General features: G+C 64.6%; 20 protein-coding genes and 1 riboswitch. Of the genes, 12 read left to right on the top strand and 8 right to left on the bottom strand.

Features of this window, described 5'->3' with window-relative positions:
• Nucleotides 1-112: 112 nt before the first annotated feature.
• The 4 genes from PCS43_RS00700 to PCS43_RS00685 all read right to left on the bottom strand — a co-directional run bounded on the left by PCS43_RS00700 (nucleotide 113) and on the right by PCS43_RS00685 (nucleotide 4,849).
• Nucleotides 113-943 (bottom strand): hypothetical protein, encoded by an 831-nt coding sequence (locus PCS43_RS00700; protein ID WP_042919763.1) that lies wholly within the window; start codon nucleotides 941-943, stop codon nucleotides 113-115.
• A gap of 92 nt (nucleotides 944-1,035) precedes the next feature.
• Nucleotides 1,036-2,604, bottom strand: coding sequence for an apolipoprotein N-acyltransferase (gene lnt / locus PCS43_RS00695; RefSeq protein WP_042919976.1), 1,569 nt, complete (start codon nucleotides 2,602-2,604; stop codon nucleotides 1,036-1,038).
• Nucleotides 2,605-2,641: 37 nt separating this feature from the next.
• Nucleotides 2,642-4,276 carry an amidohydrolase gene (locus tag PCS43_RS00690; RefSeq protein ID WP_165639268.1) on the bottom strand — a complete coding sequence of 545 codons (1,635 nt, stop codon included), beginning with the start codon at nucleotides 4,274-4,276 and terminating at the stop codon, nucleotides 2,642-2,644.
• 12 nt (nucleotides 4,277-4,288) lie between these two features.
• Complete coding sequence (locus PCS43_RS00685; RefSeq protein ID WP_003944915.1) at nucleotides 4,289-4,849, bottom strand: FxsA family protein; 561 nt, start codon at nucleotides 4,847-4,849, stop codon at nucleotides 4,289-4,291.
• 250 nt (nucleotides 4,850-5,099) lie between these two features.
• On the opposite strand from PCS43_RS00685, the gene PCS43_RS00680 reads away from it, so the two are divergent.
• Nucleotides 5,100-5,759: a hypothetical protein gene (locus PCS43_RS00680; RefSeq protein WP_003944837.1), complete on the top strand. Its 660-nt coding sequence runs from the start codon at nucleotides 5,100-5,102 to the stop codon at nucleotides 5,757-5,759.
• Between the two features lie 37 nt (nucleotides 5,760-5,796).
• Here PCS43_RS00680 and PCS43_RS00675 read toward each other — a convergent pair whose 3' ends face one another.
• Both PCS43_RS00675 and PCS43_RS00670 read right to left on the bottom strand, forming a co-directional pair.
• Entirely contained in the window at nucleotides 5,797-6,456 is a 660-nt protein-coding gene (locus PCS43_RS00675; RefSeq protein WP_003945024.1) for a response regulator, read from the bottom strand.
• 57 nt (nucleotides 6,457-6,513) lie between these two features.
• A complete protein-coding gene (locus tag PCS43_RS00670) occupies nucleotides 6,514-7,677 on the bottom strand; it encodes a sensor histidine kinase (protein ID WP_042450952.1) in 1,164 nt (387 codons plus the stop codon).
• Between the two features lie 38 nt (nucleotides 7,678-7,715).
• Here PCS43_RS00670 and PCS43_RS00665 point away from each other — a divergent pair, with 38 nt between their 5' ends.
• From PCS43_RS00665 to PCS43_RS00650, 4 genes are read left to right on the top strand one after another with little or no spacing between them, the layout of a single operon-like run.
• Entirely contained in the window at nucleotides 7,716-8,483 is a 768-nt protein-coding gene (locus PCS43_RS00665; protein ID WP_003944875.1) for a TSUP family transporter, read from the top strand.
• Nucleotides 8,484-8,513: 30 nt separating this feature from the next.
• Entirely contained in the window at nucleotides 8,514-10,034 is a 1,521-nt protein-coding gene (locus tag PCS43_RS00660) for a TldD/PmbA family protein (RefSeq protein ID WP_209908679.1), read from the top strand.
• Nucleotides 10,031-11,389: a metallopeptidase TldD-related protein gene (locus PCS43_RS00655; RefSeq protein ID WP_209908682.1), complete on the top strand. Its 1,359-nt coding sequence runs from the start codon at nucleotides 10,031-10,033 to the stop codon at nucleotides 11,387-11,389. Before PCS43_RS00660 ends, PCS43_RS00655 begins: the two co-directional genes overlap by 4 nt.
• Nucleotides 11,389-12,294, top strand: a complete 906-nt coding sequence (locus PCS43_RS00650; RefSeq protein ID WP_209908685.1) for a TIGR01777 family oxidoreductase — start codon at nucleotides 11,389-11,391, stop codon at nucleotides 12,292-12,294. The genes PCS43_RS00655 and PCS43_RS00650 overlap by 1 nt, the downstream gene beginning before the upstream one ends.
• Nucleotides 12,295-12,301: 7 nt before the next feature.
• On the opposite strand, the gene PCS43_RS00645 is transcribed toward PCS43_RS00650, so the two are convergent.
• A complete protein-coding gene (locus tag PCS43_RS00645; protein ID WP_042450954.1) occupies nucleotides 12,302-12,682 on the bottom strand; it encodes a PPOX class F420-dependent oxidoreductase in 381 nt (126 codons plus the stop codon).
• 203 nt (nucleotides 12,683-12,885) lie between these two features.
• Between PCS43_RS00645 and PCS43_RS00640 the strand changes: the two genes are divergently transcribed.
• Nucleotides 12,886-14,541 (top strand): GMC oxidoreductase, encoded by a 1,656-nt coding sequence (locus PCS43_RS00640; protein ID WP_209908688.1) that lies wholly within the window; start codon nucleotides 12,886-12,888, stop codon nucleotides 14,539-14,541.
• A 39-nt stretch (nucleotides 14,542-14,580) separates the two neighbouring features.
• On the opposite strand, the gene PCS43_RS00635 is transcribed toward PCS43_RS00640, so the two are convergent.
• Nucleotides 14,581-18,201, bottom strand: coding sequence for a cobaltochelatase subunit CobN (locus PCS43_RS00635; protein WP_042919753.1), 3,621 nt, complete (start codon nucleotides 18,199-18,201; stop codon nucleotides 14,581-14,583).
• Between the two features lie 39 nt (nucleotides 18,202-18,240).
• Nucleotides 18,241-18,373: riboswitch (cobalamin riboswitch) on the bottom strand.
• 51 nt (nucleotides 18,374-18,424) lie between these two features.
• On the opposite strand from PCS43_RS00635, the gene cobG reads away from it, so the two are divergent.
• From cobG to PCS43_RS00605, 6 genes are read left to right on the top strand one after another with little or no spacing between them, the layout of a single operon-like run.
• Nucleotides 18,425-19,567 (top strand): precorrin-3B synthase, encoded by a 1,143-nt coding sequence (gene cobG / locus PCS43_RS00630; protein WP_042450957.1) that lies wholly within the window; start codon nucleotides 18,425-18,427, stop codon nucleotides 19,565-19,567.
• 19 nt (nucleotides 19,568-19,586) lie between these two features.
• The gene (locus PCS43_RS00625) at nucleotides 19,587-20,213 is read left to right on the top strand and encodes a precorrin-8X methylmutase (protein ID WP_007729839.1); all 627 of its coding nucleotides are present in this window, start codon (nucleotides 19,587-19,589) and stop codon (nucleotides 20,211-20,213) included.
• Entirely contained in the window at nucleotides 20,210-21,697 is a 1,488-nt protein-coding gene (gene cobJ, locus PCS43_RS00620; protein WP_029255380.1) for a precorrin-3B C(17)-methyltransferase, read from the top strand. Before PCS43_RS00625 ends, cobJ begins: the two co-directional genes overlap by 4 nt.
• Nucleotides 21,698-21,723: 26 nt before the next feature.
• The gene (locus PCS43_RS00615; RefSeq protein WP_116056731.1) at nucleotides 21,724-22,083 is read left to right on the top strand and encodes an HNH endonuclease; all 360 of its coding nucleotides are present in this window, start codon (nucleotides 21,724-21,726) and stop codon (nucleotides 22,081-22,083) included.
• Nucleotides 22,080-22,484 (top strand): nuclear transport factor 2 family protein, encoded by a 405-nt coding sequence (locus PCS43_RS00610; RefSeq protein ID WP_116056730.1) that lies wholly within the window; start codon nucleotides 22,080-22,082, stop codon nucleotides 22,482-22,484. Before PCS43_RS00615 ends, PCS43_RS00610 begins: the two co-directional genes overlap by 4 nt.
• A complete protein-coding gene (locus PCS43_RS00605; protein WP_209908691.1) occupies nucleotides 22,481-22,720 on the top strand; it encodes a PLDc N-terminal domain-containing protein in 240 nt (79 codons plus the stop codon). The genes PCS43_RS00610 and PCS43_RS00605 overlap by 4 nt, the downstream gene beginning before the upstream one ends.
• The last annotated feature ends 12 nt before the right edge of the window (nucleotides 22,721-22,732 follow it).

The following is a 22,732-nucleotide window of genomic DNA, read 5'->3' as shown; positions in this document are numbered from 1 at the left end:
AGGTGCACTGACTATCGCAGAAACGGACAAATTCCGTGCATCAGCCGGCACCTGCCGGTCATCGAGACGATCGTGCACCAAGTTCCCGTAGGCGCGAGATCACCGAGAGCTCCTAGTCGACGGTGAACCGTCGCATCGCCAGATGTCCGAACACGCCGACCAGAATCAACGTGACGCCTGCGGCCACGGAAACGGAGTCGGTCACCAACCCCGCGATGCCGGTCACGGCTACGAACACCGGCAAAAAGTCGAACAGCCTGAAAATCGACTGCGGTGGTTCGGTTTCGAGGCCCTGAGCCTGAGCGGCCTTGTTCGGCGCATACTCGGGGTACCACTCGGTGAAGGAGATCGCGAAGAAGGTTCCGAGCAACTGCAGAATCCATCCGGTCCAGAAGTTGTCACCGTCGTGCAGCAGTGCGTCTCCGAACAGGCCCACTACGGCCGACCAGGTGAAGGCGAGAGCCCACACCGCCGTAATGACGTAGTTGATGCGCAGAAACAGTGGCGTCGTCCAATACTCTTCAGGCGTCGACTCTTTCGCGTACTGCAAAGTGAAAGGATTGCGGAGCAGGATCGATCCGAAGGCAAAGACCACCAGCGCGATGTTGGTCAGTTCGCCTCCCCAGAGTTCGAACCACCGAATCGTGTTCGCCGACGCGAGGAGGCCGATGGCCGCCAGAACGCCGAAGAACACGACGTCGAAGACCTCCAACAGCTTCACGGTGCCGCCGCGCCGGTGACTGGCCGCCAAGATCAGCAGCGACAACCCGAGGGCTGCGGCCGCGGATTCCTCGAACCTTCCCGGCCCGGAGAGCAAGGACAGCAAGATCCACGGCGACAGGCCGGCGAGCGGTGACTGCAGAACCGCGTCGACGACACTGGTTTTGTGAACTGCATCCCGGGGCTCGGACTTGTCTGGCTCGGTTTTCTCAGGCTCGGTCACAAGAAGCCGCCTTACGCAGGAACGGGTGGCACAGCGAGTACCCGCGTAGGCGCTCCTCGGAACATCGGCAGCCCTAATATCCGATGCTCGGCTCAGATTGCCGCAGTCTCCTCGGGTGAGTGCTCAGCCTGATCTCGGCGCCGGGCCAGCACTGCCATGGCAATCGCGCCGACCGCGATGATGCTGAGCACGATCTCCGGCACCGGACCTACTCGGCTGGCAAGGGTGGAGCTGGTCGAGAGCGGCACCTTCGCCACCAGGGCCGCCGGCACGAACAGGTCGGTTTGCGAAGTCACCGCACCGTCGGGAGCGATAATGGCGCTGACACCACTGGTTGCGGCGACAACGACGGCGCGGCCGTGCTCGACTGCCCGCACACGCGACATTGCCAGCTGCTGATAGGTCATCTCGGTGTCCCCGAAAGTAGCGTTGTTGGTCGGTACCGCCAGCAACTGTGCACCGTTGCGCACCGATTCCTGGAACGCCCGGTCGAACGCCACCTCGTAACAAGTCGCGACACCGATGGGTACCCCCGCTGCATGGACAACGCCGTTGCCCTCGCCGGGAACGAAATTGCCCGCGCGATCGGCGTACGAGGAGAAGTTCCGGAAGAAGCTTCGGTAGGGCAGGTATTCGCCGAACGGCTGAATGATCTTCTTGTCGTGCTGTTCCTGAGGACCGTTGGCGCCGTCCCACACGATCACCGAATTGGTGGTCGTACGATCGGCATTCACGAGTACGGTGCCGACAAGAATCGGCGCTCCGATCGCTTCGGAGGCCCGGGTGATGTCGGCAGCGGCATCGGCGTTTCGCAGGGGGTCGATGTCCGAGGCGTTCTCCGGCCAGATCACGACGTCAGGCTGATCGACGCGGCCCGCGTCCACCTCGGCAGCAAGTTTCACGGTTTCGGCGACATGGTTGTCGAGGACCTGCTTGCGTTGCGAGTTGAAGTCCAAGCCCAACCTCGGAACGCTTCCCTGAATGGCGGCGACGGTGATCGTTCGATCACCGGAATCCATGGTGGACAAGAACGGCGACACCACGAGAGCAATGATCACGGGCACGAGGGCAGCGGCAACAGCTCCGAAGAATCCTCGGTCCCATCGTTTGGCCGCGACAGCGACTGCAACTGCTGCCAAGCCGGTACCGGTCAGGGCCACCGCGAAGCTGAGCAGCGGCGCACCGCCGACACTCGCAAGAGGGAGGAGCCACCCTTCGGATTGACCGAATGCGAGCCTGCCCCAAGGAAATCCGCCGAAAGGAACGCTGGAACGAAGCCACTCGGTGAGCGTCCAGGTCGCAGCAATCCACAAGGGTGCCCATGGCAACCTCGCCACCAGAACCGCAAGCAGCCCGAACAGTCCGATGAACAACGACTCCACCGCGGCCAACGCGATCCACGGGACCGCACCTACGAACACACCGATCCACGGAAGCAACGGCACCAGAAATCCGAGACCGGCCAAGTATCCGTAACCGAAGCCGGCACGAAGGCGCAGTCCGCCGCGCCCGAAGTTCGTCAACACACACGTCAGAAGAGCGATCCCGACGGGCGCCAAGAACCACAGCGGGCGGGGTGGGAACCCTGCGAAGATCAGGAATCCACCAGCGGTCGCGTAGAGCGAACGTAGCCATGCGGAACCGGTGAGCACAGCGCTCACACGGGAGCGATCACCGACAGACGCCTCTGCGCCGGCCTCACTCACTCGACGAGCCGCGCTGATAGACGACGCGTCCGCGATGCACCGACTTGATGCAGACCGGGATCGGCGCATCTTCCGCCAGCCTCGGCAGAGCGGGTACGCGCGAGCGCGGATCGGTAGACCATCGCTGAACCGAGTCGGCGGGTGCGCTCACTTCGAGTTCGCCTGCCTCCCACAACACGTAGGAGGCCGGTGCGCCCGGATTGAGGGTTCCCGCGGCGCCGTCCCGCACTCCGCCCGCGCGCCAGGCGCCGCGAGTGGCCGCGGAGAAGGCCGCACGCGGCGAGATTCCACTTCCGTCGGTGCGGTGCTGGACAGCGGCGCGCAGCATCGCCCACGGCTCGATGGGGGTGACCGGGGCGTCGGAGCTGAATGCGAGCGAGACACCCTTACCGGCAGCAGGTGCAAACGGATTCAACGCTGCTGCGCGCTCTACTCCCAGGCGCGTGGCGTAAAGACCGTCGGTGCCACCCCACAGTGCGTCGAACACCGGTTGGACGCTAGCGATGACACCCAAGGCGGCAAAGGTTTCCGCGTCGGCCATAGACATCATTTCCGCGTGCTCGAGGCGGTGACCCAACGCGGCGACCTTGGGGCCACCCAGTTCGTCGGCGACCTTGCGGAACGCGGCCGCTGCCGACGAGACGGCACCGTCACCGATGGCATGGAAGCCGGCCTGGACACCCGCGAGGGTGCAGGCCCGGATGTGTGCGGCGATCGCGTCGACGTCGAGATAGGCGTTGCCCGTCGAATCAGGTTGGTCTGCATAGGGTTCGAGCAGCCACGCGGTATGCGAACCGAGCGAGCCGTCGATGAAGAGATCCCCGCCGAGTCCGTCTGCTCCGGTTTTGTCGAGGAGCGCGCGAGCATCCTCTTCGCTGTCGACACGCTCACCCCAGTAGCCCCGAACCTCCACGCCGTGATCGTGGGCCAACAGTTCCTGGAAATCGGTCAATCCCGAGATGTCCGGTCCCCCGCACTCGTGAACGGCCACGATTCCGCGTGAGGCGCAGAGATCGAGCGCAGCGGTACGAGCAGACGCGCGCTGAGTTTCCGTCAGCAGATTCCGAGCGGCATTGCGCGCCAGGTGGTGTGCGTCGAACGTCAACGGGCCTTCGGCTGAGTATCCAGCGGTGTCGGCGAGGCCGGAGATCCCGTCGCGCAGTGCGCTCGAGCACGCGGCCGAGTGAACGTCGATCCGCGAGAGATACACCTTGCGGCCAGGGGCGGCCGCGTCGAGATCTGCGGTCGACGGCGGGGTCTGCTCGGCCCACTCGGTGTCGTCCCAACCGTGTCCCCAGATGACTGCGTCGGGATGGGCAGTTTCGGGGTTCGCGGCTGCGAATGTTCGTACTCGCGAGAGACATTCGTCCAGAGAGTTCGCGCCCACGAGATCGAGGCCGACGAGATTGAGTCCCAGTGCGGTGATGTGGACGTGGGTGTCGACGAACCCGGGAGTGACAAACGCACCACCCAGGTCTTCGATCTCCGCGGCGGGGTGCAACGCCCGTCCGGCGCGCTCGTCGCCGACCCACACGACGGTGCCGTCGGTGATGGCGATCGAGGTCGCATCAGGTGCAAATGAACTGTAGATCCGGCCGTTGACCAGCAGACGAGTAGTCACGAGCACCCAGTCTGCCTGTTAGTACTGCGGCCCCCGCGAACGGGTGGGTGTATCCGTGTCCAGAATCTCACCCTCGAGGACGAGTTCCTTGCCGTTGCTGGCGACGTACTCGGTGGTTTCGGGTGTCTCGACGATGATCTCGCCGTCGATCACCTCGCCGTTTCCGCGCATCCGCGCCGCGTAGCCGACGGTTCCGGCGAAGGCGTCACCACCGGCGGCAAATGCTGCTGCGCGCTTACCTGCCAGGAGCACTGCAAGCGGGCGCAGCGCCCAGCGGGTCGGCGGAATCAGAAGCAGCAGGCCCAGAACCGAAGTCACGAGTCCGGGTACGAACATCAACGCGGAGCCCGCCGCGACCAGGGCGCCGTCGGCGACCGCCAGTGACGGCGATCCCTCACCCCGCGTGGCCTTACGGAACCCGTCCATGACCCGTCGCCACTGCGAGCGCATGAGGATCAATCCGACAAGCGATCCGGCGAGAAACAGCAGCACTGTCCAGGCGACACCGATGGCGTTGCCCACGATGACCAAGGCTGCGATCTCGACGATCACGTAGAGGAGAAATACGGCGGCGATCATGACGTCCCCTTTCAGACGGTCTATTCGTTCAACGCTCGAGGGGCCGGTTTTTCTCCCGACAACGACGCAGAGGTGCAAAACAGGTGGGTGCCGTGAGTCACACGGGCCTTCTCTCACGCACGTGCGACTTGCCTGGCGTTAACTAACGCTCCGCTAACGATTCTAAACCTCAAGTTGACGTTGAGACTCTGCGCATGGTCAAGTCACTTCGGGCCGCATTTCCCGGCCTCATGAAATGAAGGAGCCCGACATGAGCCGACTCCCCGGCAAGACACTCGCCCGACGCATTCCCGCTGCCATCGCCGGCACTGCCGCCGTCGTGGCACTCACCGCCGGCAGCGCGATGATCAGCGCGGGAACCGCGGCCGCAGAACCGGTAGTACCCGAAGGGATTGCCGCACTGATCGCGCAGGCCGCAGCCATCTCCCCCGAAGCCTCTGCTGCTGTTCAGCAGTTGATCGGCACGGCAGGCGCTGATCAGATCACGACCGCTCTCGATCTCCCGGACATCGGCGTCACCAAGCCGCAGTCGTTCATGTACCCCGCACCGACGGTCGGGTGTGGCGTGGCCGGTGAACCCGTCACCGTAACCCTCAGCTCCGCACAGGCCGGTCCGAACTTCCCGTTGCCGCCGTGGGTCGAGGCCGACCATCTCCGTTTCCAGGCAATCCCGGGTTACGTCGGCATACCCAAGACCTCAGGGTTGAGTGTTGCCTGGATCAACGTCGGCACGTTCAAGGGCGGCATCGTCCCGTTGGACGAGAAGTTGCCCGTACTCGATACGCCGTTGCTCTCGAAGGTCGTCGACACCGGTGACGGCAAGGTGTTTGCCGCTCTGTTCGGCAATGTCGATTACGCAGACGGGAAGACCTGCATCGTGCTGCCAACAGTGGGCGCTTTTGATGCTTGAGCAGAGCGAAACGCTCGCTGCCTGACAGACGGCTGGCCTACGCGCCCGGAGTCACCAGTCCGGTCTCGTAGGCCAGCACCACAGCCTGCACACGATCACGCAGATCGAGTTTGGTGAGAATGCGTCCGACGTGCGACTTGATCGTCGATTCGGACAGGTACAGCTGCTGTGCGATCTCGATGTTCGACAGCCCCGTGGCCACGTGTCCGAGGACTTCGCGTTCGCGTTCGGTCAGGACGTCGAGAACTACCGGATCGCGCCGGGGCGCCGGACCGTCCACGATGAACCTCGACAGCAGACGACGTGTCACCTTCGGGGAAACAACCGCGTCACCGGCTGCCACGCTGCGGATAGCCGACACGAGATCCTCGGGCGGGGTGTCCTTGAGAAGGAAGCCGCTGGCTCCGGCGCGCAAGGCACCGAGAGCGTGTTCGTCCAGGTCGAAGGTCGTCATCACCAGGACCCTGGATTCGATCCCGGAGGCAAGAATCTGCTCGGTCGCTTTCACCCCGTCGACAATCGGCATCCGCACATCCATCAACACGACGTCAGGCTTCAGCGCCACCGCCGCTGCGACCGCCGCGGCCCCGTCGCCGGCCTCACCGATAACCGAGATGTCTTCATGTGCTTCGAGCACCATGTTCAGGCCCATCCGCATGAGTTCCTGGTCGTCGACTAGCAGCACGGTGATGGGCACGGCGTAAACCTATCGGGCCTGAGACGTCGGTGCCAATGCGATTGCGGCGAGCCGGTATCAATCGTGGATCTCGAGCGGCAGCTCTGCGTACACACGCCAACTGCCGTCGGGGCGTCGTCCGGTCTCGAGCGTCCCGTGCAGTACCGCCACCCGCTCACGCATTCCGACCAGTCCATTCCCCGAACCGTGGGAGAAGGTCGAACTCGACGTTCCGTTGTCGACGACCTCGAGTAGTACCGCGGTCTCGGTGCGGCGCACGGTGACTCGTGCCTTCGGGTTTGCGCCGGCGTGGCGGAGGACATTGGTCAGTGATTCCTGAACGAGGCGATGAATTCCCAGGCTGACTGAAGGACTGACGTCGTCGAGCTCGCCGGTCAGCTCGAGGCGCACGCCGAGACCAGCGGCACGCATCATCTCGACGACCTTGGCGATGCCGGCCGTTCCGTGTTGCGGCATCAAATCGCTACTGACCTCGGTGCGCAAAAGCGAGACGGTCCGGCGAAGCTCGGCAAGGGCGTCGCGTCCGGTGCTGGAGATGTTGCCGAGCGCCTTCTTGGCCAACGCGGGATTGGAATCGACCGCATACGACGCGCCGTCCGCCTGGACGATCATCACGCTGACCGCGTGGGCGACGACATCGTGGAGTTCGCGGGCGATTCGGGTTCTTTCCGTGGCCACCGCATCCTCGGCACGCCGATCCCGTTCGTATTCGGCCACTTCGAGTCTGGCGGCCACTTCCTCGTCGTAGGCGCGGCGGGCGCTCAAGAACTCGGCGGTGATCCAGGCCAGTGCATAGAGCAGGGTTGCAATGATGATCGTGAGGATCACGTCTTCGCGGATGACGAGCAACGAGAGTGTCATGTCCAGGGCAAGGAAGCACGCGAAAATCGCCCCGGTGCGTCGATCGACATACGCAACGAGTGTGTAGAGCGAGACCCCGAGCGCCAACAGGCCTGGATGTTCCGCAGCCGGATCCCCGGTCGCCCACATCATCAAGGTTGCGAAGTACGACATCGACAAAATCGACGCGGCGGAGATACGCGGATACTTGCGACGCCACACGACGGGAAGGCAGATCAGAAATCCGACGACGAGCTGAGGCCACCGCTCCTCACGCGGCGAACTGACAAACGTGACTACCTCGAGCGCGAAGAACACGAGCGCCAGCGCGCTGTCCGCGATCATCGGCTTTCCTCGCAGCCACAGGCTGAACCTCCGCATGTGCTCAAGAGTGTCACAGCTGTGAAAGAGTCACCGCCGTGGATATTGCTGATTGGGGACTGCTGATGACGGCAGCGACGGCGGCGGGTTGGGTCGACGCCGTGGTCGGCGGCGGTGGATTGATTCTGTTGCCGGCGCTCTTTCTGGTCGCCCCGCAATTGACCCCACAGGCGGCACTGGCCACCAATAAATTGACGGCATTCACCGGGACGAGTGCTGCGGTGTACACGTTCTCCCGTCGAATCCCGATGGAGTGGCGGCAGATGGCGCCGGCAGCCGCGTTGGCTGCGGTGACGGCCGCGTGCGGGGCGGCGGCCGTTTCGCTGATCGACAAGAAGTACTTCATTCCGATCGTGATGGTCGTCCTCGTCGCCGTCGCCGTCTTCGTGACCATGCGTCCGACGCTGGGCACCACGATCGCGACCCATCGTCCGACGCAGCGCAAGACCGTCCTCGTCCTGCTGCTCTCCGCCGGACTCATCGGCCTCTACGACGGTCTGCTCGGACCCGGCACCGGCACCTTCCTCATCATCAGCTTCGCGACCTTCCTCGGAACCGAATTCGTTCGGAGCGCAGCGATGGCGAAGGTGATCAATCTCGGTTCCAATTTCGGCGCGCTCGCCTACTTCGCCGTCACCGGGCATGTCTGGTGGAGTTTGGGTTTGGCGATGGCGGTGTGCAACATTCTCGGCGCGGTGATCGGTTCGCGGATGGCGCTGAGCAAGGGATCCGGATTCGTGCGGATCACGCTGTTGGTGGTCGTGATCGCCATGGTGATTCGCCTCGGATGGCAGCAGTTCGGCTGAGATCGGCGGTCGTCGGCTAGCGTCGTGTGCGTGACCGTCACCCGAGATGTCGATGCAGATTTCCTCGCCCTCCCGCTGCGAGCTGTCGCTGATGCGGCGCTGTCGGCAGCGAGAACGGCCGGCGCCCAGCACGCCGATGTTCGTGTCCACCGCGTGCTCACACAGTCGATCCGCTTGCGCGACGGCGTAGTTCAGGCGGTGTCCGACGGAGACGAGATCGGGGTCGCCGTCCGTGTGATCGTCGACGGCACGTGGGGATTCGCCTCGCACGCCGAGGTGTCCCCCGATGTCGCTGCTGCGCTGGCACGCCAAGCGGTCGAGGTCGCGAAGGCATTGCTCTCGCTCAATCGGGATCCGGTCACCCTCGCCGACGAGCCCGTCTACGCCGACGCGACGTGGGTGTCGCCGTACCTCGAAGATCCCTTCGCGACACCGACGGCCGAGAAGGTAGGCCTGCTGGTCGACTACTCCGGACGGCTTCAAGCCGCCGACGGCGTGGATCACGTCACGGCGAGTGTCCTCCAGGTCAAGGAGCAGACCTTCTACGCGGATCTGGCCGGTTCGTCGATCACCCAGCAACGGGTGCGTCTGCACCCCGAGTTCGAGGCGACCGCCGTCGACAAGTCGGCCGGCAGCTTCGAATCGATGCGCACCTTGGCGCCGCCGGTAGGCCGCGGATGGGAGTACCTCGGGGCGGAGAGCACATGGAACTGGGGCGATGAGCTCGCGCAGATCCCGGAGTGGCTGGCCGAGAAGACCAAGGCACCGACCGTCGAAGCGGGTCCGACCGACCTCGTGATCGATCCGACCAATCTGTGGCTCACGATCCACGAATCCATCGGACACGCCACCGAATACGACCGCGCGATCGGCTACGAAGCGGCCTACGCCGGTACGTCGTTCGCGACGCCGGACAAGCTGGGAACGCTGAAATACGGAACGCCACTCATGCACGTGACCGCCGACCGAAACGAAGAGCACGGCCTGGCCAGCGTCGGATTCGACGACGACGGCGTCGCCTCTCAACGGTGGGATCTGGTGGCAGAGGGAACACTGGTCGGGTATCAACTAGACCGCGTGTTCGCGCCGAGGCTGGGGCTGACGCGTTCCAACGGTTGCTCGTACGCCGACTCCGCACATCACGTTCCCATCCAGCGAATGGCCAACGTCTCGCTCTCCCCCGACCCTTCTACGGACACCTCGACTGCAGACCTGATCTCGCGAGTCGAGAACGGCATCTACGTCGTCGGTGACAAGTCCTGGTCGATCGACATGCAGCGCTACAACTTTCAGTTCACCGGTCAGCGGTTCTTCAAGATCCGTGACGGAAAGCTCGACGGTCAGGTGCGCGACGTGGCGTATCAGGCGACGACGACGGATTTCTGGGGCTCGATGGAAGCCGTTGGCGGTGAGTCGACCTGGCGCCTGCAGGGGGCGTTCAACTGCGGCAAGGCGCAACCCGGTCAGGTTGCGGCGGTCAGCCACGGCTGCCCGTCCGCTCTGTTCCGCGGAGTCAACATCCTCAATACTCGTTCGGAGGCTCAGCAGTGATCGATCCGCAGCAGGTCGTCGAGCGTGCATTGGCCGCGAGGACGGTAGACGAATCGTTGGTGATCGTGACCGATGCGAGTGAGGCGTCGCTGCGGTGGGCCAACAATTCGATGACCACCAACGGAGTTTCGCTGTCCCGGACGTGGACGGTGATCTCGATCGTGCGCGAGGGTGACATCGCGAAGGTGGGCACTGTCAGTTCCAGCAGTGTCGATCCGGAGCAGATTTCCGTACTCGTACAGGCAAGCGAAGAAGCTGCGCGCACAGCCAGTCCGGCTGACGACGCGTCCGACCTGATCACGCAGTCGGCGGCAGAGACCGACTGGGACCTGCCGGCCGCCCTGACCGACATCGGTGTCTTTGCTCAGTTGGCTGCCGACCTGGCGAAGGGCTTCGACGGCGGCGACCAGTTGTTCGGCTTCGCTCACCACCAGTTGCACACCACCTGGCTCGGCACCTCGACGGGCGTGCGACGTAGAACGGCTCAGGCCACCGGCTCCGTGGAAATCAACGGCAAGCGCGGCGACGCCAGCGCCTGGGTCGGATCCGGAACTGTCGATTTCAGCGATATCTCGATACCGAAGCTCTTGTCGCAGTTGACCACTCGACTCGACTGGGCGGGTAACTCCGTCAGTCTGCCTGCCGGCCGCTACGAGACAATTCTTCCGCCGTCGGCTGTGGCGGACCTGATGATCTATCTGATGTGGACCATGGAGGGTCGCGGCGCCGAAGAGGGCCACACCGCACTGTCCACCACCGGTGGTACCCGGATCGGCGAGAAGCTCGGATTGCCACTGACACTCACCTCCGACCCCGGCGCCGAGGGCTTGCAATCCGCGCCGTTCGTGATCACGACGTCGTCGAGTGAATCCGTCTCACTGTTCGACAACGGTATGGAGATCGAACCCGTCGACTGGGTCCGAGACGGCGTCGTCAATGCGCTGGCGTACCCGCGCCACGCTGCACGAGAATTCGGTCGACCTGTCGCAGTTCCCGGCGACAATCTCATCCTGACCGGTGGTGACGACACCTCGATCGAGGACATGATCGCAGGTACCGAGAAGGGTCTACTGCTCACAACCCTCTGGTACATCCGTGAGGTGGATCCGACGACGCTGCTGTTGACCGGACTCACCCGTGACGGGGTGTATTTGATCGAGGACGGCAAGATCGTCGGCGCCGTCAACAACTTCCGTTTCAACGAGAGCCCTCTCGATCTCCTGCGGCGGGTCACCGAGGCTGGACGTACCGAGATCACGCTTCCCCGGGAGTGGAAAGACTGGTTCACCCGCACGGCCATGCCGCCCATGCGGATTCCCGACTTCCACATGTCCTCGGTCAGCCAGGCGCAGTGATGACGAAGGTCGTGATCGCCGGCGGCACCGGCGCTCTCGGCCGCCGGATCAGCGACGATCTCGCCGACCGTGGGTATGACGTCGTGGTCCTGACTCGCTCACCGAAACCCGGCAGGCACAGGCAGGTTCAGTGGGACGGTGTCACGGTGGGTGACTGGGCAGGAGAACTCGACGGCGCCGCGGTGATCAATCTGGCCGGCGAGTTGGTCGATCGCCGACCCACCCCGGCAAACATCGCACTGCTCACCAGTTCCCGAGTCGATCCGACCCGCGCGCTGGTTGAAGCGTCGAAACTACTGGCGAACCCTGTTCCGGTGTGGATCCAGGCGAGCACGCTCGCGATCTACGGCGATGCGGGTGAGGCACGATTGGACGAGGATTCTCCCCTCGCTGACGGGCCACCTCAGATGACCGACGTCGCAAAGGACTGGGAGGCAGCGGTCGAGGGTGCAAACGCGTCACGAGTGGTGATCCTGCGAACCAGTGTCGTGTTGGAGAAGGGCACACCGGCGCTCGAGCGACTGCTGTTGCTCGTGCGTCTCGGTCTGGGCGGACGCGTCGCCTCGGGTAAGCAGTGGACCAGTTGGATTCACATCGAGGACTGGCTGTCGATCGTTCGTTGGGCACTCGAACCCGATTCGGCTGCCTCGGGCGTGGTCATCGCGACGGCTCCGGATCCCGTCCGCAATTCAGAACTGATGGCCGGGCTGCGCAAGCACCTTCACCGGCCACCTGCGCCGCCGACGCCCGCTTTCATGGTCAGAATCGGCGCGTTCCTTCTTCGCAGCGACGCTGCCCTGGGCCTGACGGGTCGTCAAGCCGTATCGAAAGTGTTGGCGGACAAAGGCTTCACATTCACCTATCCGCGCTTCGACTCAGCGTTGGACGATCTGCTCGGCAACTGACGCGCGGTCAGGCTGCAGTGACGGCAAGTCCGATCGTTCCGGTCTTGCCGCGGCGAAGGAGACTGCCCTTCATGGTGATCCAGCCGAGGATTCCGTACCGACGTGCTATCGCGTCGCGAGCATGATCGGTGCCCGGTCCGTCGAGGATCTCGGCGACGGCGGCCACCGGTTCACCCTTGGGATTTCCCCGAGCGTCACACGCAGCGACGGTGACCGACGGGTTTCGCCTGATCCGCTTGACCTTGTAGGAATCGGTGACGGTCCACATCAGGAGCTTGTCGCCGTCCGGCGCGGCCCAGAGCGGAGTCGCCACCGGCGTTCCGTCCTTGCGGAAGGTCGTGAGTAGGACGTACTTGGCCTCGGAGACGCGCTTGAAGTCGGAGTTCACTCCTCGAGGATAGGTGCGAGCGCCTCTCGCTGAACATCGACAGGTTTCCGCGACTATCTGGCGACCGATCAGTACCACCCAGGAAGTGCCACTTATGCACGTTTTATCCGGTTCTTCTTGACGTCGGACACGCCGTTTCGTCCCCGAACTCCATCTCGAGTTATTCTGAGGCAAACCGTCGAACTGGGGAGTCGAACTTACACATGCAGCGCCGTGACATGCAGCGTCGTGACTTTTTCAAAGCCGCCGGGGCGGGGGCAGCAGTTGCCGCCGCGACACCGCTCATCTCGACGTCGACCAGCCACGCCACCCCCGCACCACTGCGGGCGCTCCCGATGGGTGCTGATCACTACCGCGCGCTCGTCCCCGAGTTGTTCGCACCCTCTCCTACTCCCCCGGAGCATTCCGAAGCCATCGTCATCGGGTCCGGATTCGGCGCAAGCGCCACCGCCCTCAGACTGGCGCAGAGCGGCACCCAGATCACCATCCTCGAACGCGGACTTCGGTGGCCCCACGATCCGCAACGGGAGATTCACACCTCCGACATGCTGGCCGACGGCCGCGGAGTCTTCCGGCGAACATCGTTCACCAACCTCACCGGACTCCCCGTGGCGTGCGACTACTTCAGCGGCGTCCTCGATGCCACCGACTACGAACACATCTCGGTATGGCGCGGCGCTGCAGTCGGCGGTGGTTCCATCATCTTCACCGGCGTGATGATCGCGCCCGAGCGCCGATTCTTCGACGCAGTCTTCGGCAACTCCCTCGACTACGACGAGATGGCGTCCACCTGGTACCCCAAAGTGCGCCAGATGCTGCGTCTGAGCCCGTTGCCCGAAGACATTTACCAAACCCCGAACTTCGGTCACTCGCGTCGTTGGGATCAGGACGCTCGTCGTGCCGGATTCGATCCGCAGCGGATCGACGGGATCTGGAACTGGGACGTGGTGCGCTCAGAACTCGACGGCCGAACCCGAGCCTCGGCCACTGTCGGTGACAGCAACATGGGTAACTCCAACGGCGCGAAGTTCGACCTCACACAGAACTACATTCCTGCCGCCGAAGCCACCGGACGAGCCACCGTCTGTTACGGACATCAGGTGCTCGCGATCAGTCGCGAACGTGATGGACGCTACGTCGTCGACGTCGAATCGACGGATCCGACGGGTGGCGTTCTGGCCCGGAAGACTCTTACCTGTGACCGTCTGTTCCTCGGCGCCGGTTCGATCGGCACGTCCGAACTGTTGGTACGCGCCCAGGCGACGGGCGCGCTGCCCAACCTCAACGAACACGTCGGTAAGGGCTGGGGAACGAACGGCGACGCCGGGATGGTGCGCTCGTTCGGCTTCAGTGACGGCACCGCGCAAGCCGCACCGTCGGCATCACGCATCGTCGACGAGTCGGGAATGCCACTCTCCCTGGAAAATTGGTACGTCCCCGGCCTACCCGTCAACATCGGCATGCTCGGAACATTGGGGATGACCCTCGACTCGCAGCGCGCCGACTTCGCCTACGACGGCGGCTCCGATCGGGTGGTGCTGAACTGGCCGAAGAACGGCACCGACGCCACCGTCGAGGCACTACGCGCCGTCCAGAACAAGATGGCCTTCGCCGGCACCACGCTGCCGTCGGCATTGCCGTTCGCGAAGGACGTCAATTCCTCGTTCACCGCGCATCCCCTCGGCGGTGCGGTTCTGGGCAAGGCCACCGACGGTTACGGGCGAGTCAAGGGCTACGACGGCCTGTACGTGATGGACGGCGCTGCCATTCCGGGCAGCACCGGCACCGTCAATCCGTCACTGACCATCACTGCTCTGGCGGAGCGGAACATCGCTCAGATCATCAAGTCCGGACGCTGACACACTTCAGCGCCCGGACCTGCCGGTGATTCTCGAGGTTTACTCCCCCTCGAGTTCGCCTTCGGTTTCGAGGTACACCTGACGCAAGCCGTCGAGTGTCTTCTGCTCGGGGTGCTCCCACATGTTGCGCTCGGCGGCTTCGAGGAGCCGCTCGGCGATTCCGTGCAAGGCCCACGGGTTGGACTGCGTCATGAACTTCTGGTTCTGCTCGTCCAGAACGTAGGTCTCGGCGAGCTTTTCGTACATCCAGTCCGCGACCACGTTTGTGGTGGCGTCGTACCCGAAGAGGTAGTCGACCGTGGCCGCCATCTCGAACGCACCCTTGTACCCGTGACGGCGCATCGCGTCGAGCCAGCGGGGATTGACCACGCGCGCCCGGAAGACACGTGCGGTCTCTTCCGAAAGTGTGCGTGTGCGAACCGATTCCGGTCGAGTGCTGTCGCCGATATATGCCTCGGGCGACTTTCCGGTCAGCGCGCGCACGGTGGCAACCATGCCGCCGTGGTACTGGAAGTAGTCGTCCGAATCGGCGATGTCGTGCTCACGCGTGTCGGTGTTCTTGGCCGCCACGTTGATTCGACGGTATGCACTGCGCATGTCGTCGGCTGCCGGGATTCCGTCGAGCCCACGGCCGTACGCGAAGCCGCCCCAGTTGGTGTACACCTCGGCGAGGTCGTCGTCACCGCGCCAGGTCTTGGAGTCGATGAGTTGCAGCAGGCCGGCGCCGTAGGTTCCGGGCTTCGAACCGAAGATGCGAGTGGTCGCACGCCTGGCATCGCCGTGCTCGGCAAGGTCGGCCTGCGCGTGGGCGCGCACGTAGTTCTGCTCGTCCGTCTCGTCCAATGCGGCGACCAACTGAACAGCGTCGTCGAGCAGTGCGAGCACGTGCGGGAACGCATCACGGAAGAATCCGGAGATGCGGACGGTGACGTCGATGCGCGGGCGGCCGAGCTCTTCGAGATCGATGACCTCGAGGTTGACCACGCGTCGGCTTGCTTCGTCCCAGACAGGGCGAACACCGAGGAGCGCGAACACTTCGGCGATGTCGTCGCCGGAGGTACGCATGGCGGCGGTACCCCACACGGACAGACCCACCGAGCGCGGGTACTCGCCGTGATCGGCGAGATATCGAGCGGCGAGCGACTCGGCCATCGCCTGACCGGTCTCCCACGCCAGTCGTGAGGGAACTGCCTTGGGATCGACGGAGTAGAAGTTACGACCGGTGGGAAGCACGTTGATCAGGCCGCGCAGCGGTGACCCGCTCGGTCCGGCGGCGATGAAGCCGCCGTCGAGCGCGTGCAGGACCTGCTTGATCTCGTTGTTCGTCTGTCGGAGGCGTGGAACCACTTCGGTGGCCGCGAACTGAAGGATCTTCACGACGGTCTCGTCGTCGCTGAGTTGTTCTGCCGCAGCGGGGTTCCAGTCGGCGTCGTACATGCCGCGAACCAGAGCGTGCGCCTTTTCCTCGACGTCGTCGACTCGGTTGCGGGACTCGTCGCCGTCTTCGCTGAGCCCGAGAGCTTCGCGCAGACCAGGGACGCTCTGTTCGCCGCCCCACATCTGACGGGCACGGAGCATGGCCAGGACCAGTTCGATTTCGGCGTCGCCCTCGGGTGCGCGGCCGAGAATGTGCAGGCCGTCGCGGATCTGGACGTCCTTGATCTCACACAGCCAACCGTCGACGTGCAGGAGCATGTCGTCGAACACGTCTTCTTCGGGACGCTCCGCGAGGCCGAGGTCGTGGTCCATCTTGGCTGCCCGCATCAGCGTCCAGATCTGCTGGCGAATGGCCGGCAGCTTGGACGGGTCGAGTGCGGAGATGTTGGAGTGCTCGTCGAGCAGTTGCTCGAGGCGGGAGATGTCGCCGTAGCTTTCGGCGCGGGCCATCGGTGGGATCAGGTGATCGACGAGTGTCGCGTGGGCGCGACGCTTTGCCTGTGTTCCTTCACCCGGGTCGTTGACGAGGAACGGGTAGATCAGCGGCAGGTCGCCGAGGGCTGCGTCGGTGCCACAGTTGCTCGACATGCCGAGTGTCTTGCCGGGCAACCATTCGAGGTTGCCGTGCTTGCCGAGGTGCACAACGGCGTCGGCGCCGAATCCGCCGTTGTCCGGTGTTGCAGCGATCCAGCGGTAGGCCGCGAGGTAGTGGTGGCTCGGCGGCAGATCCGGGTCGTGGTAGATCGCGACGGGCTTTTCACCGAATCCCCGCGGCGGCTGGACCATGAGGACGATGTTGTTGAATCGCAGTGCCGCGATGACGATTTCGCCGTCGGGATCCTGCGAGCGGTCGACGTACAGCTCTCCGGGCGCTGCGCCCCAGTGCTCTTCGACACCGCTGCGCAGTTCCTCGGGCAGGGTGGCGAACCATTCGCGGTACTTCGCTGCCGAGATGCGGATCGGATTGCCCTCGAGCTGCTCGGCAGTGAGCCAGTCGGGATCCTGTCCGCCGGCCGCGATCAGGGCATGGATCAGCGCGTCGCCGTCCTTCGCCGCCAGGCCGGGAACTGCGTCCGGACCGTCGACCGGACCGAGATCGTAACCGGCAGAACGCATTTCGGTGAGCAGGTCGATTGCGCTCGCCGGAGTATCGAGACCGACGGCGTTGCCGATGCGGGCGTGCTTGGTCGGGTACGCCGAGAGCATCAGAGCAACGCGACGCTCGGTGGTGGGAATGTGGCGCAGCTTGCCGTGACGGACCGCGATCCCGGCGACACGGGCAGCGCGCTCGACGTCGGGGACGTACGTGGACAGTCCGTCGGAGTCGATTTCCTTGAAGGAGAACGGGACGGTAATGATGCGGCCGTCGAATTCCGGCACCGCGACCTGGGTCGCGACGTCGAGAGGCGACAGTCCGTCGTCGTTCTCGTCCCAGGTGGCGCGGCTACTGGTCAGGCACAGGCCCTGCAGGATGGGGACGTCGAGCGCAGCAAGTGCGGCGACATCCCAGGCTTCGTCGTCGCCACCGGCGGACGCGGTCGCGGGCTTCGTGCCACCGGCAGCAAGAACTGTCACGACCATGGCGTCGGCGCGGCGGAGCGTGCTCAGAAGTTCGGCTTCTGCGGTTCGCAGAGATGCGCAGTAGATCGGCAGCGCGGTGCCACCGGCCTCGGCGACCGCGTCGCACAACGCCTGGATGTACCGGGTGTTTCCGGCCAAATGCTGGGCGCGGTAGTACAGAACTGCGATGACCGGACCGCTCGCCGAGTCGAGATCGGGCGCGAAATCAGCGATGCCCCAGGAAGGCAGGTGGGCCGGCGGTTCGAACCCGTGGCCGGTGAGCAGGACGGTGTCGGACAGGAAGTGGTGCAGCTGTGCCAGATTCTGTGCGCCACCCTCGGCCAGGTAGTTGTGCGCCTCGGCAGCAACACCGGCGGAAACCGTCGAGCACTCCATGAGGTCGGCGTCCGGCGCGTGCTCGCCGCCGAGAACGACTACGGGGAGTCCGGAGGCGAGGACCATGTCCAGGCCGTCTTCCCAGCTGCGACGGCTGCCGAGGATACGAACGATCACGAGGTCGACGCCGTCGAGCAAGGGCGGCAAGTCCTCCGAGACCAGCAAGCGTGAGGGGTTGGCCCAGCGGTAGGAAACTCCGTCGCCGGCTTCCTGGCTGGCGCGGGCGCTCAGCAGATCGGTGTCGGACGTGGAGAGCAGAAGAATCACGGGTGAAGCCTTCCTGGGGTTTCGCGCCCCGTGGCACAGATCTGTCATCGACGGCGGTTGAGGGTCTGACTCGTGTTTCCGAGCGGAAACACGTCCCGCTCGAGCAACACTCACAGTGGCGCGACCGCACCGGACTTTCACCGGTTTCCTCAACTGCCGTCACTGGTGGTGGTGATGCTACCGGTCCGCAGAAGGCACTCATGACAGGTCGTACCCTGGAGCCATGCCCACGGACCGTTCACAGCCAGACGCGTGCCCGGGTGCACTGCAAGTTCACCACGCCGCCGACGGCGCACTGGCACGCGTGCGCCTACCCGGCGGACTCCTCACCCCCACCCAGTTGCAGACGCTCGCCGACGCGGCGCGCGATCTGGGCAACGGGCAGATGGAACTCACCTCGAGGGGCAACGTACAACTGCGCTCGGTCTCGGACCCCGAAGCCTTCGCGGCGCGTATCGCTTCGGCCGGTCTGCTGCCGTCCGCGACGCACGAGCGAGTGCGCAACATCCTCGCGTCCCCACTGTCCGGCCGTATCGGGGGCGTCGCCGACATTCGTGAACTGGTCCACCGTCTCGATTCGGCGATCCAAGCGGATCAAGCATTGGCAGATCTGCCAGGGCGAACCCTGTTCACCCTCGACGACGGGCGCGGAGACATCACCGGGCTACGGGGCGATTTCGGACTCCATGCGCGCAGCGCCACCGAGCATTCACTGGTGCTCGCCGGTCACCACACCACTCATCTCGTCCAGGCGGACGACGCCGTCGAATTGCTCCTCGAGGCGGCTCGATCATTCCTCGACGTTCGCGACAAGCACTGGCGCCTGGCCGAGGTTCCGGACGGAATCGAACGCACCCTCGAGCAGCTGGGTCTGAGCGCCGAGTCCACCGGTGCTGCGGACCTCACGCCGGATGCACGGCCTACTATCGGCTGGCTCGAGCAGCGCGACGGGACCGTAGCTCTGGGCGGCGGCCTGCGATTCGGGCTGCTCGACGCTCGGCTGGCCGAGTTCCTCGCAGCCGTCGACAAGCCCGTCGTCGTGACACCGTGGCGATCGGTGCATATCTTCGACCTCGACGAATGGGCAGCCGAGCAGGTAGTCCGGGTGCTGGCACCCATGGGGTTGATCTTCGACGAGAACTCACCGTGGCTCGAGGTCACCGCCTGCACCGGAAGTCCGGGATGCGAGAAGTCGCTCGCCGACGTGCGCGCCGACGCGATCACCGCCGTCGAGCAGGCAGAACTTCCGGTTGTCGGGCGCCAGCACTGGGCCGGGTGCGACCGCAGCTGCGGACGTCCCCGCGGGGACGTAGCGGATGTGATCGCGACGGGTGACGGTTACCGGGTGAATCCGCCCGATCGGTGATGCCTCTATCGTGTGGCACATGATCGAGTACATCCGTGACGGCGCGGAAATCTATCGCCAGTCCTTTGCCACCATTCGGGCCGAAGCCGACCTGAGCCGTTTCCCGGCGGATGTCTCGCAAGCTGTAGTGCGCATGATTCATGCAAGTGGCCAGGTCGATCTCGTCGACGACGTCGCCTTCACACCCGGTGTCGTCTCGGCTGCGCGCGCAGCTCTGCGCGACGGCGCGCCGATTTTCTGCGACGCCCAGATGGTGGCTGCCGGCATCACGCGCAAGCGTCTGCCCGCCGGCAACGACGTCATCTGCACCCTCGGCGATCCGCGGGTTCCCGTGCTGGCGTCGACCATCGACAACACTCGCTCGGCGGCTGCTCTCGAACTATGGGGAGCCAAGCTCGAGGGCGCTGTTGTCGCGATCGGAAACGCACCCACCGCACTGTTCCATCTCCTGAACCTCATCGAAGCCGGAGCGCCCCGTCCGGCCGCCATCGTCGGAGGTCCGGTCGGCTTCATCGGCGCTGCCGAGTCGAAGGAAGCCCTCATCGAACACGCCAGCGGGATCGATCATCTCGTTCTCCGCGGCCGACGCGGCGGCAGCGCGATCACCGCCGCCGTCGTCAATGCGATTGCGAGCGAAGTCGAATGAGTGCAGGCAAGCTCTGGGGTGTCGGTATCGGCCCCGGCGATCCCGAATTGGTGACCGTCAAGGCCGCCCGCGTCATCGGCGAGGCCGATGTGGTTGCGTTCCACTCCGCGCGGCACGGCAAGAGCATCTCCCGCGGAGTTGCAGCGCCGTACATGCGCGAAGGACAGATCGAAGAACACCTCGTCTACCCCGTGACCACCGAGACCGTTGATCATCCCGGCGGATACCAGGGCGCGATGGACGAGTTCTACGAAGCAGCTGCCGAACGGCTGGCAGTTCACCTCGCGGCCGGTCGAACCGTCGCGTTGCTCGCCGCCGGCGATCCGCTCTTCTACAGCTCCTACATGCACATGCACAAGAGACTGGCCGATCGCTTCGACGCCGAAGTGATTCCCGGCGTCACCTCCGTCAGCGCGGCATCTGCTGCACTCGGAAAGCCGCTGGTCGAGGGTGAAGAGATCCTCACGATCCTGCCCGGAACGTTGCCGCAGGCCGAGCTGACCAGGCGGCTCAAGGAAACCGACGCCGCGGCCATCCTCAAGCTCGGACGTACCTTCCCACCGGTCCTCCAATCGCTCGAGGATTCCGGCCGCTTGGATGAAGCTCACTACGTCGAGCGCGCGAGCACCACACGTCAACGCGTCGAATCCGCTGCCGAGGTCGACCCGGACGGAGTTCCGTACTTTTCGATCGCCATCGTTCCGAGCCCGTCGAACAACCCTCGACCTGCGACCGAGTCTCGCGGCGAGGTGGTCGTGGTCGGACTCGGGCCGGGCGATACCGCCTGGACCACACCCGAAGTGGCGCATGAGCTTTCGTTGGCAACCGACCTCGTCGGCTACGGCCCGTACGTCGATCGCGTGCCGACGCGTCCGGGCCAGCGTCGCCATTCCAGCGACAACCGCGTCGAAGCGGAACGCGCCGCGATGGCGTTGGACCTGGCGAAGAACGGCGCCCGTGTAGCTGTCGTCTCGTCGGGAGATCCCGGCGTATTCGCCATGGCTGCAGCAGTTCTCGAAGTTGCCGCCGAAGACCAGTGGCGCGGGGTCCCGGTCCGCATCCTTCCCGGCATGACGGCGGCAAACGCTGTCGCCAGTCGCGTCGGTGCTCCCCTCGGGCACGACTACGCGGTGCTCTCGTTGTCTGATCGCCTCAAGCCGTGGGATGTCGTCGCGCGCCGTATTTCGGCAGTTGCAGCCGCAGACATGGCATTTGCGGTCTACAACCCGGCGTCGAAGTCCCGGACGTGGCAGGTCCAAGCCATGAAGGACCTCGTGCTCGAGCACCGCTCCCCCGAGACTCCTGTTGTCATCGGGCGCGATGTTGCCGGTGCCGAGGAATCAGTTCGCGTCGTGACCCTCGGCGAGCTCGAGCCTTCCGAGATCGACATGCGGACGCTGCTCATCGTCGGATCGTCGATGACGACGGTCGTCGAAACCGGTTCGGGCCGTCAGGTGTTCACCCCGCGGCGCTACCCGGAGTGAACATCGCACAGCGATAGCATGGCCTCATGCCCGTCAACCGGACCCGGAAAGCCAGATACGCGCGTAGGCGCAAACGCCGAATGGATCTGGTGGAGCACGACCTGTCCGTCGAGCAGTGGTCCGCGCTCAAAGCGGCCTGGGGTGGCTGCGCGTACTGCGGCGAGCCGGACGAGTCGCCGCAGCGTGACTGTGTGCTGGCGATCTCCCGCGGTGGGCGCTACACACTCGACAATATCGCACCGGCTTGCCGCTCGTGCAATGCGAGCAAATGCAACAGCGAGGTCACTCTCTGGTTGCGGCGCAAGGGTTATGACGAGAAGGCCTTCCTCCTGCGCCACGCGGAGATAGGGATCGAGATGAGGGCGCAGTTCTCGGAGCAGTCGTGACGGCCCCGGACGAGTTGCGCCTGATTCTCGACGAGCTCATGGAGTTCGAACCTCTGTTTCACCGAACTCGAGTAGCGATGTCAAGCGCCGAGTTCGATGCGGTCGTCGACCCGGAGTTCCGGGAGATCGGAGCCTCCGGCGCTCGATACACCCGCGACTACGTGCAGTCGGCAGTCGCGAGCCGGCGACTCCGCGGCGAGGTGAACGACGCCGCCGAACTCGGGTGGAGGGTTGACCGGCCGGCGCTGAGCAGGATCGCGCCTGACACGTATCTGGTGACGTACCGGCTGGCGCAGGCGCATCGTGTCACCGAGCGATCATCCATCTGGCGGTTCGCCGAGAATGGATGGAGCGTGTTGTTTCATCAAGGCACAGTCGTCGAAAGTGGTCTGGAAGCGTGAACGAATCGATCCACAACCCCACCATTCCGCTTTGGATGGACGTCACCTTCACCGTCTTCGTTCTTGCCTGGATCTTCATCACGATTAGCGCGCTCGTGGCGATCGTGCGCACTGACTTCGAACGCTCGGGCGGCAGATTCTGGTGGTCGGCACTGGTGATCGCGGTGCCTGTACTCGGTGCGCTCGTCTGGTTACTGTTCGGTCGACCCCCGCGTGACTCCAGGTCCCGAACCTGATCTACACCGACG

It is taken from the genome of Rhodococcus sp. C-2, assembly GCF_027854095.1.
Lineage (GTDB): Bacteria > Actinomycetota > Actinomycetes > Mycobacteriales > Mycobacteriaceae > Rhodococcus_F > Rhodococcus_F qingshengii.
This window is presented reverse-complemented; position numbering and strand designations above follow the sequence as displayed.